At 70.1% G+C, this 11,003-nt stretch carries 7 protein-coding genes; 1 reads left to right on the plus strand and 6 read right to left on the minus strand.

The window, feature by feature from the left end:
• Window positions 1-149: 149 nt before the first annotated feature.
• Window positions 150-2,102, plus strand: a complete 1,953-nt coding sequence (locus tag AC3WPZ_RS19170) for a DEAD/DEAH box helicase (protein WP_492441020.1) — start codon at window positions 150-152, stop codon at window positions 2,100-2,102.
• Window positions 2,103-2,167: 65 nt separating this feature from the next.
• Here AC3WPZ_RS19170 and AC3WPZ_RS19175 read toward each other — a convergent pair whose 3' ends face one another.
• The 6 genes from AC3WPZ_RS19175 to AC3WPZ_RS19200 all read right to left on the minus strand — a co-directional run bounded on the left by AC3WPZ_RS19175 (window position 2,168) and on the right by AC3WPZ_RS19200 (window position 10,987).
• Window positions 2,168-3,157 (minus strand): hypothetical protein, encoded by a 990-nt coding sequence (locus AC3WPZ_RS19175; RefSeq protein ID WP_492441022.1) that lies wholly within the window; start codon window positions 3,155-3,157, stop codon window positions 2,168-2,170.
• Between the two features lie 30 nt (window positions 3,158-3,187).
• The gene (gene atzF, locus AC3WPZ_RS19180) at window positions 3,188-5,029 is read right to left on the minus strand and encodes an allophanate hydrolase (RefSeq protein WP_492441024.1); all 1,842 of its coding nucleotides are present in this window, start codon (window positions 5,027-5,029) and stop codon (window positions 3,188-3,190) included.
• Window positions 5,030-5,061: 32 nt separating this feature from the next.
• Window positions 5,062-8,589, minus strand: a complete 3,528-nt coding sequence (locus AC3WPZ_RS19185) for a 5-oxoprolinase/urea amidolyase family protein (protein WP_492441026.1) — start codon at window positions 8,587-8,589, stop codon at window positions 5,062-5,064.
• Window positions 8,590-8,674: 85 nt separating this feature from the next.
• The gene (locus AC3WPZ_RS19190; protein ID WP_382323685.1) at window positions 8,675-9,337 is read right to left on the minus strand and encodes an urea amidolyase associated protein UAAP2; all 663 of its coding nucleotides are present in this window, start codon (window positions 9,335-9,337) and stop codon (window positions 8,675-8,677) included.
• An 8-nt stretch (window positions 9,338-9,345) separates the two neighbouring features.
• The gene (locus AC3WPZ_RS19195; RefSeq protein WP_492441028.1) at window positions 9,346-10,140 is read right to left on the minus strand and encodes an urea amidolyase associated protein UAAP1; all 795 of its coding nucleotides are present in this window, start codon (window positions 10,138-10,140) and stop codon (window positions 9,346-9,348) included.
• Window positions 10,141-10,162: 22 nt separating this feature from the next.
• Window positions 10,163-10,987, minus strand: coding sequence for an ABC transporter ATP-binding protein (locus tag AC3WPZ_RS19200; RefSeq protein ID WP_492441032.1), 825 nt, complete (start codon window positions 10,985-10,987; stop codon window positions 10,163-10,165).
• Window positions 10,988-11,003 lie beyond the last annotated feature (16 nt).

Consider the following 11,003-nt stretch of genomic DNA (forward strand, 5'->3'; position numbering starts at 1 on the left):
TCTGTGACCCATGGCGCGTCGATCGTTTGATGGTTGATGTTTTGTAACCACGAACGGATCCGACGCCCCGGAGCTGCCACCTTTTCAAGGTAGGCCGTCCCTATAGCGTTTGCATTCGATCAATTGCGCCCTCTGGCGCATGGACGAACATGAGCGACTCTTTTGAAGCCCGCGGCGATTTCTCGCCCGAAATCCTCTCTGCCGACACCGAGGCAGACCTTTCCCCCCCCGTGATCGCTGAGGCCGCAGAGGCCATCGAGCCCACCGGCCCCAACGGCTTCGAGCTGTTGGGCCTGGCGCCCGAGCTGGTGCAAGCCTGCGTGGACCTCGGGTACACGCAGCCCACCACCGTGCAGAACAACGTGATCCCCAAGGCCTTGCTGGCCGAAGGCGAGCAGCGTTTTGCCGACCTGATGGTCTCCAGCCAGACCGGCAGCGGCAAGACCGCGGCCTTCCTGCTGCCCGTGCTGCACACCCTGCTGCAGCAACGCGCCGCCGCCGACGCCAAGGAGCGCGCCGACCGCGAACAAGCGGTGGCCGACGCCCTGGCCCGTGGCGAAGCACCGCCCAAGGCGCCCAAGCGCAAGGACCCCACCAGCTCGCGCAACTTCAAGGCCGCCACCCCCGGCGCCCTGATCCTGTGCCCCACGCGCGAACTCGCGCAGCAGGTGGCCAACGACGCCATCGACCTCGTGCGCCACTGCCGCGGCCTGCGCATCGCCAACGTGGTGGGCGGCATGCCTTACCAGTTGCAGATCGCGCGCCTGCAGAACGCCGACCTCGTGGTCGCCACCCCCGGCCGTCTGCTGGATCTGCAGCGCTCGCAGCAGCTCAAGCTCGACCAGGTGCAGTTCCTCGTCGTCGACGAAGCCGACCGCATGCTCGACCTGGGCTTCTCCGACGACCTCGCCGAAGTCAACGCCCTGACCAGCCAGCGCCGCCAGACCATGATGTTCAGCGCGACCTTCGCGCCGCGCATCCAGCAACTCGCCATGCGCGTGATGCACGACAACGGCAAGCACGCACAAAAGGTGCAGATCGATTCGCCGCAAGAGCAACACGCCAACATCAAGCAGGTGCTGTTCTGGGCCGACCACGCCGACCACAAGCGCAAGCTGCTCGACCACTGGTTGCGCGACACCACCATCAACCAGGCGGTGGTGTTCTGCAGCACGCAGATCGAATGCGATGGCCTCGCCAACGACCTGCAGCAATCCGGCTTTGCCGCCGTGGCGCTGCACGGTGCGCTGAACCAGGGCATGCGCAACCGCCGCCTGATGGCACTGCGCAACGGCCAGGTGCAGATCCTGGTGGCCACCGACGTCGCCGCGCGCGGCATCGACGTGCCCACCATCACCCACGTCTTCAACTTCGGCCTGCCGATGAAGGCCGAGGACTACACGCACCGCATCGGCCGCACCGGCCGTGCCGGCCGCGACGGCCTGGCCGTCACCTTCGCCGAGTTCCGCGACCGCCGCAAGATCGGCGACATCGAGGCCTACACGCGCCAGCGCATCAACGTCGAGACCGTGCCCGGCCTCGAACCGCGCCAGCGCGCACCGCAGCCCGAGTTCGGTGGCCGTGGCCGTCCGGGCGCAGGCCGTGGTGATCGCTTCGGTGGTGGTGGTGATCGCAACTATGCCGACCGCAGCAACTTCAACGCCCGTGGCCCCGCACCGCGCGGCCCGCGTTTCGAAGGTCGCCCGGAAGGCCGCTTCGACGCCCCCCGCGTCGACCACAGCCGCCCGGAAACGCGCTTCGACCCGCGCTTCGAAGGCCGTGCCGAGCCGCAGCCGCGCCACGAGAATCGCTTCGACAACCGGGGTGAAAACCGCTTCGAGAACCGCGGTGATCAAGGCGGCTACCGCAACGACACGCGCCCGGCCAGCCGGGGCTTCGGCGACCGTGGCGCCGCCCCGGCGCGCACCGGTGGCAAGCCCGGTGGCTTCTCCAGCTTCGGCCGCAGCGACAAGGGCGGCGAGCAACGTGGTGGCTTCAGCGACCGTGGCAACGCTGAGCGCGGCGCCATGCGTGGCGAGTTCGCGCCGCGCCGCAACGAAGGCGGCCCGGCCCGCCCGATGGCGCGCCGCGCACCGCGCTGATCGATCCGGTCATCCATGAAAAAGCCAGGCCCTAGGGCCTGGCTTTTTTTGCACGGGCGACGGCGTCAGGCCGGCACAGGTTGTGCGTCCAGCGATGGCGCGTGGCGGGCGATCGCCATCACCACGCCGGCGAGCCGGCGTTGGCGGATCTGATCGTGCAGTTCGTGCAGACCGCAGTTCGCGACCCGTGTCTCCAGCCGCGCCAGGGCGTCGCGCGCGACATCCGGGTGCTCCTCCAGGTAGGCTTCCAGCGCTTCGGGCGCGCTGTCGGACATCGCGTTGCGCGCCATGCACAACACGGCGAGCACGTCCGCCGCATCGGGCGACGACGCCAGCAGCGCGACGAACGCCTGAGGCGCCGCGAGTGCGCCCAGAAGCACGTCGCCCACCTCGCTGCAATGGTGGAGGCCGAGGCTGGCCAGGGCGAGGAGCGGGGCCGCTTGCCCGGCTTCGAGCAGGCCCTGCGCGAGCATCGACGCCTTCTCGACGTCCTCGGTGCATGCCGCGATGAGCGAGGGCAGGGGGACGACCCCCCTGTGCAAAAGGCGCTCGAACTCGACCGGCGACAAGGTCTTGGCCGCCTCCGCCACGCGCTGGCAGGCGTCCTTGATGTCGCGCTCCAGTTGCTGCACGATGGCCTCGTTGTCCTCGGTGATCTGCCTCACCGTCAGGACCGCCAGTTGCGCCAACGCTCGGGCCGGGATCAGCGGAACGCCCAGCGACGCGGTGCCGATCGTCAGCGAGAACGCCAGATCCATCGGAGAGGCGTTCCCTCGGGTGGTCGCCTGGTAGATGTCTTTCCCGAGCGTGGCGGCCCACACCGCCGTGGCCCCGAGCATCGTGGCGCTCCCTGTGGCGAACACACCGGCGAGAAACCAGTAACCACAGTGCGAGAGCGAACTGGGCAGGCGCGAGTGGATGAAATCGTTCCTGGCCTGGATGGCACGGGCCACCTGGTCTTCCAGGTCCTGCAGCGAGGGCACGGTGTCCTGCGGCTGAAGGGCGATCGGGTCAAGTGAGTCGTGTGAGATGTGCAAAGGGTGAAAGGCGTTCATGCACCCTAGTGACCACCGCGTCGCGCTGGTTCATCGGGGTGCACCCGCCGCGAGCCAGGCGCGCCAGCCGCCGAAGGCGGTGATGTCGGTCGCGCCACCGACGCCCAGGCCTTCGCAGATGAAGCCCGGCACCTCGCTGCCGTCGGCGAGCTTCACCTTGCCGATGCCCAGCGGTGCGGGAATGCCGGCCACGAAGCTGCCGAAGAGGGCCGACGGTACTTCCCACACCTCCATCGCGATCGCCGCGCCGCCCTCGGCCACCCGCACCATGCCGGGCCGTTGCACCGGTCCACCGGCCAGGGCGTAGAAGCGGTACTCGGGCGCGGAGACGGGGCTGTCCACGAGCCGCGCGCCGCGTGCTGTGAGCTGGTGGTTCAACGGCAGGCCCGAGAGGTGCGCGCCGCACACCGCCACGCGCACCGTGCCCGAGCCGGCCGCGCCCACCTCGCCGCCCGGCAGGCCCACGCAGGCCGGTGTGGCCGACACGTCGGTGCCCGTCGCGCCCAACGAGCCACCGAGCGCGCGGTGAAAACGATCGGCCAGGCGCAGCAGCGCCAGGTCCTTGTGCGCGGGCGCGCCCAAAGTCACGCCCCAGGGCAGGCCTTTCGCGTCGCCGCTGGCCAGCACGCCGGCCGGCACGGCCACGGCGCATTGGTCCAGCAGGTTCACGAAGTTGGTGTAGCGGCCCAGGTTGGCGTTGAGGCGGATCGGGTCGGCCTGCATCTCGGCGATGCGGTAGACCGTGCCGGCCGTGGGCGTGAGCAGGCAGTCCACCTCGTCCCACACGCGGTCGCACACGCGGCGCAGCGCCTTGAGCTTGTAGGCGCCCGCGAAGGCCTCGGCGGCCGTCTTGCCGCGACCCCCTTCGATGATGCGGCGCACCGGCGGGAACACCGCCTCAGGCTGCGCGTCGATGAAGCCCTGGATGGCGACGTAGCGCTCGGCCACCCAGGGGCCTTCGTAGAGCAGCTTGGCCACGGCCAGGAAGGGCGTGAGGTCGATGGTGACGGCCGTGCCGCCGAGCGATTCGAGGCGCTTGACCGCGTCGGCGAACAGCGTGGCCGCCGCCTCGTTGCCGAAGAAGTCCAGGTCCTCGTGGCGCGGCACGCCGAAGCGGAACGGCCCGGCCGAGAAGTCCACGCCCAGTGGCTGCGCGGGCCGGCTGTAGGCATCGGCCTCGTCGAACGCCGCCGCCACGCCCAGCACGGCCTGCGCGTCGGCCGCCGTGAGCGCGAGGATGGAGGGCGTCTCCACCGAGCGGCAGGCCGGCAGCACGCCCCAGGCCGAGAGCAGGCCCAGCGTGGGCTTGAGGCCGATCAGCCCGTTGAACGACGCCGGCACGCGGCCCGAACCGGCGGTGTCGGTGCCCAGCGCGAACGTCACATACCCCTTGGCCACGGCCACGCCCGAGCCGGAGCTGGAGCCACCCGAGATGAAGGCGGGGTGGTGCGGGTTCTGGCACGCGCCGTACGGCGAGCGCGTGCCGTTCAGGCCGGTGGCGAACTGGTCCAGGTTGGTCTTGCCCACCGGCACCGCGCCGGCCGCGATCAGCTGGCGCACCACGAAGGCGCTGTCCTGCGGCGTATAGGCGAATTCGGGGCAGGCGGCGGTGGTGGGCACGTGCGCGAGGTCGATGTTGTCCTTGATCGCGAAGGGCACGCCGTACAGCGGCAGGCTGGCCGGGTCCACGCCGTCCAGGCGCGCGAGGTAGGGCTCGACCTCGGCCTCGCTCAGCACGTGGATGTAGGCGTGGTGCGTGTCGGCCACGCTGCGGCGCAAGGCTTCGGCGATCACCTCGCGCGCGGTCGCGGTGCCTTCGCGGTAGGCGGCCTGCAGGCTGGCGAGGTCAAAAGACAGTGGGGTCAGGGACATGGCAAAAGACTCCTTGGATGTTCTTGAAGGGCTCAGGCGGCGGCTTCGTCGATCAGCACCAGCACGTTCTGCCCGGCGGCCACCGCGCCGCCCTGGGCGCACATGAGGCTGTGGACGGTCGCGTCCGCGGGCGCGAGCAGGTTGAACTCCATCTTCATGGACTCGATGACCAGCAGCACATCGCCGGCGCGCACCTGCTGGCCCACGCTCACGGCCACCTTCCACACGTTGCCGGGCACGCTGGTGGCCAGCGCGCGGCCGCCCTCGGGCAGGTCGATCTCGGCCTCCACGCCGGCCGCCGCCACATCGGCCTCGCTCGCGTAGTCCACCTGGCCGGCGGCGGCCCAGCGCTCGCGCTCGGCCTCGAACGCGGCCTGCTGCCTTGCCTTGAACGCGCCCACGGCGGCGTCGTTCTCGGCCAGGAAACGCCGGTAGTCCTTCAGGCTGAACGTGCCGTCTTCCGTGCGCAGCGCGTAACCACCGTGCGGGAAGCGCGCGCGGATGTCTTTCAGCGCGTCCTCGCTCACCGGCTCGAAGCGGATCTGGTCGAAGAAGCGCAGCAGCCAGGGCTGCTCGAACGGCGTGCCCGGCGTGCCGTGCCGCCAGCGGTTCCACATCTGCAGCGTGCGGCCCACGAACTGGTAGCCGCCGGGGCCTTCCATGCCGTACACGCAGAGGTAGGCGCCGCCGATGCCCACGGCGTTCTCCGGCGTCCAGGTGCGCGCGGGGTTGTACTTGGTGGTCACCAGCCGGTGGCGCGGGTCCAGCGGCGTGGCCACCGGCGCGCCCAGGTACACGTCGCCCAGGCCCAGCACGAGGTAGCGCGCGTCGAACACGACCTGGAACACGTCCTCGATCGAGTCCAGCCCGTTGATGCGGCGGATGAACTCGATGTTGCTCGGGCACCAGGGCGCGTCCGGCCGCACCGATTGCATGTACTTCTCGATCGCGAGCTTCGTCTGCGGGTCGTCCCACGAGAGCGGCAGCACGACGGTGCGCGAGGGCACCACCATCTCGTCCACCGGTGGCAGCGCGTCGTCCACCTCGGCGATCACGCGCAGCAGCGCCTCGCGCGGCAGGCGCGTGGGGTCGAAATGCACCTGCAGCGAACGGATGCCCGGGGTGAGGTCGATCACGCCGTCCAGGTGCTGGCGCTTCAGGCCTTCCAGCAGGGCCTGAACGCGCATGCGCAGCTCCAGGTCCAGTGTGAGCGGGCCGAACTCGATCAGCACGTAGCGGTCGCCCGCCTGCCGCACCACGCGGCGCGGGCGCTCGCCCTCGGCCGCGCGGTCGTCCAGGATGGGGCTGGCCGGCGAGCCCGCGCGCCGGTGAAAACGCACCGTGTCACCCGGCCGCAGCTGGCCCAGTTTCCACAGCTCGTCGTGCAGCACCACGGCCGGGCACACGAAGCCGCCCAGGCTCGGGCCGTCGGGCCCGAGGATCACCGGCATGTCGCCGGTGAAGTCGATCGCGCCGATGGCGTAGGCGTTGTCGTGGATGTTCGACGGGTGCAGCCCGGCCTCGCCGCCGTCGCTGCGCGCCCACTGCGGCTTGGGGCCGATCAGGCGCACGCCGGTGCGGCTGCTGTTGTGGTGCACCTTCCAGTGGGTGCCGAAGAACATCGTGATGTCCTCCGGCGTGAAGAAGTCCGGCGCGCCGTGCGGGCCGTAGAGCACGTCGATGTCCCAGTGGTTCGTGTACTCGGGTGCGTACACGTACTCGCTCATGGTCTGTGCCTCGACCGAAGCCGGTGCATCCGCCAGGTGCAGCACATCGCCCGTGCGCAGGTGCCGCCCCGCGTGGCCGCCGAACTGGCCCAGCGTGAAGGTGCTGCGGCTGCCCAGGTACAGCGGCACGTCCATCCCGCCGGCCACGGCCAGCGCGAGCCGCACGCCGGTCTCGCAGCGGCCCACGGCCAGCGTGGCGCCGGCCGGCACCTGAAGGGACTGCCACATGGCCACGGGCTGACCATTCAATGTGAGCTTCGCGGGCGCGCCCGTCACCGCCACCACCGTGGCCACGTTGAAGCGCAGCGTGGGCCCGGCCAGCGTGATCTCCAGCGCCGCCGCATCGCTGGCGTTGCCCACCAGCTGGTTGGCCATGCGGTGCGCGTGCGCGTCCATCGGCCCGCTCGGCGGCACGCCCACGGCCCAGTAGCCCTGGCGGCCCGGCCAGTCCTGCACCGAGGTCTGCACGCCGGGCTCCAGCACGTCGATGGTGCGCGGCCTGAACTCGAACGTGGAGAGAAAGCGCGTCACCTGCCGGCCTTCGCGGAACACCGGGTCGCGCACCACCTGGCGCAGGTAGCCCAGGTTGGTCTCGATGCCGGCCAGGCGCGTGGCGTCCAGCGCGTCTTCGAGCTGCGCCAGGGCCTGCTCGCGCGTGTCGGCGGTCACGATCAGCTTGGCCAGCATGGGGTCGTACCAGGCGGGCACCTCGGTGCCGCGCTCCACCCAGCTGTCCACCCGCGCGCGGGGAGGGAACACCACGTCGGTCAACAGGCCCGCGCTGGGCTGGAAGTTCTTCGCCGGGTCTTCCGCGTACAGCCGCACCTGGATGGACGCACCGCGCGGCACCGGCTGCAGCGTGGCCAGCGGCGGCAGGTCGCCGGCCGCGAGCTGCAGCATCCAGGCCACCAGGTCCACGCCGCAGACCTGCTCGGTCACGCCGTGCTCCACCTGCAGGCGTGTGTTCACCTCCAGGAAATAGAAGGCACCGCTCGCCGCGTCATAGACGAACTCCACCGTGCCGGCGGAGCGGTAGTTCACCGCCTGCGCCAGCCGCACGGCGGTGGCGTGCAGCTCGGTGCGCTGCGCGTCGCTCAGGCCGGGCGCCGGGGTTTCCTCGATCACCTTCTGATTGCGCCGCTGCACCGAACAGTCGCGCTCGCCCAGCGCGATCACGCCGCCCGCGCCGTCGCCGAACACCTGCACCTCGATGTGCCGCGCCTGCTCCACGTACTTCTCCAGGAACAGGCCCGCGTCCTTGAAGTTCGCCTGCGCCAGCCGCCCCACGGACTCGAACGCGTCGCGCAGTTCGGTGTCATTCCACACCAGCCGCATGCCGATGCCGCCGCCGCCGGCCGTGCTCTTGAGCATCACCGGATAGCCGATGCGCGCGGCCTCGGCCGTGGCCTGCGCCAGGTCGAGCAACAAGCCCGAGCCCGGCAGCAGCGGCACGCCGCGCGCCTGCGCCAGGTCGCGCGCCGTGTGCTTCAGGCCGAAGGCGCGCATCTGCTGCGGCGCGGGGCCGATGAAGGCAATGCCCGCCGCCTCGCAGGCCTCGGCGAACGCCGGGTTCTCCGACAGGAAGCCGTAGCCGGGGTGAATGGCCTGCGCGCCGCAGTCCTTGGCGATCTGAAGGATGCGGTCCGCGCGCAAATAACTCTCGGCCGCCGGGGCAGGGCCCAGCAGCCAGGCCTCGTCGGCCTCGCGCACGTGGCGGGCCTGGGCGTCGGCCTCGGAATACACGGCCACGCTGCGCACGCCCAGGGTTTTCAGCGTGCGGATGATGCGGCAGGCAATCGCGCCGCGGTTGGCAATCAGGACCTTGCTGAACATGAGGGGGTCTCCGGATGCAGGCCGTCCTGCAAAGCTGTCTTGGCGCCCCGGGCCGTCCCGGGGCGATGGGGTTCAGAAGGCGGGGTCAGTCCCAGACCAGCAACTGGATCGGCGTCGGGTTGTAGGCGTTGCAGGGGTTGTTGAGCTGCGGGCAGTTGCTGATCAGCACCCACACGTCCATCTCGGCGCGCATCTCCACGTACTTGCCGGGGCCGGACACGCCGTCCTCGAAACTCAGCGCGCCCTCGGCCGTCACCGGCACATTCATGAAGAAGTTGATGTTGGGCACCAGGTCGCGCTTGCCCAGGCCCACGTCGGCGTGCTGCAGGGCGATCAGGTAGTTGTCGCGGCAGCTGTGCATGTACTTCTTCTGCAGCGCGTAGCGCACCGTGTTGCTCTCGGCCGCGCAGGCGCCGCCCAGCGTGTCGTGCCGGCCGCAGGTGTCGGCCACGATGGTGAGCATGGGGTTCCCGTCATTGCTGCGGATCACCGAGCCGGTGGTGAGGTAGATGCCGCCCTGGCGCTGCATGGTGTCGGTGGCGCTGTAGTGCTCGGCCGGGTCGTGCCGGTTGTAGAACAGCACGTCGGCGGCCTGGTTGCCCTCCAGGTCCACGATGCGCAGCGTCTGCCCGCGCTTCACCTCGAACAGGATGGGTTCGCCCGCCGGGTGGCGCTGGTTCAGCACGGCGTGCGCGGGGTCCAGCGCGCTTTCTTGAAGTCGAATCGCGGTGGCGGTGTTCATGGTCATCGTCTCCCTCACAGGTAGAGCAGGTCGGTGTTGTGCAGGGCGCGCGCGTTCTCCGGGCGCAAGGCGCGGCACACGTCGTCGGCCGGCGCGGCGCCGCAGCGCCAGGCCACCAGGCCGACCTTCTTCGGCGCGTAGGTGGGCGCCGGGTCCAGCCCGTGCGGCGCGGTGCTGATGGCGGCGATCACGTCCATGTCGAAGCGCAGCTCCACGAAGTCGCCGGCCTTCGCGTGGTCCGGCACGAAGGCGAAGCGGCCCTGCGCGTCCACGCCCACCTTGCTGAACAGGTTCACCGGCGCGATCAGGTCGCGCTTGGAAAGGCCGTGCTTGCCGATCTCGATCAGCAGCCCGTCCTTGCCCGAGCGGTGCATGGCGTTGCGGTGCGATTCGTAGCGCTGCTCGCCGTATTTCTGCCGCATCAGCTCGCTGTCCAGCAGCGCGCCCAGCGGGTCGTGCCAGCCCAGGCTGTCGGCCGTGAAGCTGGCCATGCTGCGGCCCATGTCGCTCATCAGCACATGGCCGCGCGAGTAGTGCGCGGTGTGCTGCGCCTTGAGCGAGTCGGGCATGTTGTAGCGCTCCAGTTTTTCCAGCGCGCTGTAGAGCACCAGGCTCACGTTCGCGCCGGCTTCCAGCGCCACGAAGCGGATCGCGCTGCCGCGCGGCATGCGCCAGCCCCAGTGGCTGCCGCCGGGCACGATTTCGCTCCACATCAGCTGGCGGGTGTCCACCCCCGCGAGCGCGGGGGCGGGAAAACCTTGCCAGAACGCGGGGGCGTCCACCGGGGTGTCGTCGAGGGTGTGGTTCATGTGGGGGTCTTCAAAAAGTGCTTCAAACGGGGGTGCCCGTCATGCGCTGGAGCTGCTCCAGGTCGGTCTTCATGCCGGAGGTCTCGCGGATGCGGTCCAGGATGTCTCGCTTCAGGCGCACGAACTCGGGGGCGTGCTTCAGGTCCTGCGTGCGCTGGTCGCCGAAGGGCACCTCGTAGATGGTGTCGATGCGCCCTGGGCGCGGCGCCATCAGCACCACGCGAGCGCCCAGGTACAGGGCCTCTTCCACGTCGTGCGTCACGAACACGATGGTGGCTTTCTCCAGCTTGTGCACGTAGCGGATCAGGTCGTGCATCACCTCGCGCGTCTGCGCGTCCAGCGCGCCGAAGGGTTCGTCCATCAGCACGATGTCGGGCCGGCCCATCAGCGCGCGCGCGATCGCCACGCGCTGCTGCATGCCGCCCGAGAGCTGGTTGGGCCAGGCGTGGCCCATGGTCTCCAGGCCCATCAGGCGCAACAGCGCGTCGGCCCGGCCATCGGCCGCCTCCACGTCCGACGAGGTGCGGCCCTCGGTGTGCGCCTGCAGCTGGCGGCAGAACTTGATGTTCTGGCACACCGTCATCCACGGGTAGAGGCTGTAGTGCTGGAACACCATGGCGCGGTCGATGCCCGGGCCGGTCACGGCCTGGCCGTCCACCAGCAGGTCGCCGCTGCTCTGCACCTCCAGCCCGCCGATGGTGCGCAGCAGGGTGGACTTGCCGCAGCCCGAGGCGCCCACGAAGGTGACGAACTCGTTGGCGCGGATGTCCAGGTTGATGCCTTCGAGCGCGTTCACCGGCGCGCCGTCGAAGCGCTTGAACACATCGCGGATCGCGATCTTGGGCACGGGGTGGGTGTGGGGG

Source organism: Hydrogenophaga sp. FW305-3-2-15-A-LB1, from assembly GCF_058787875.1.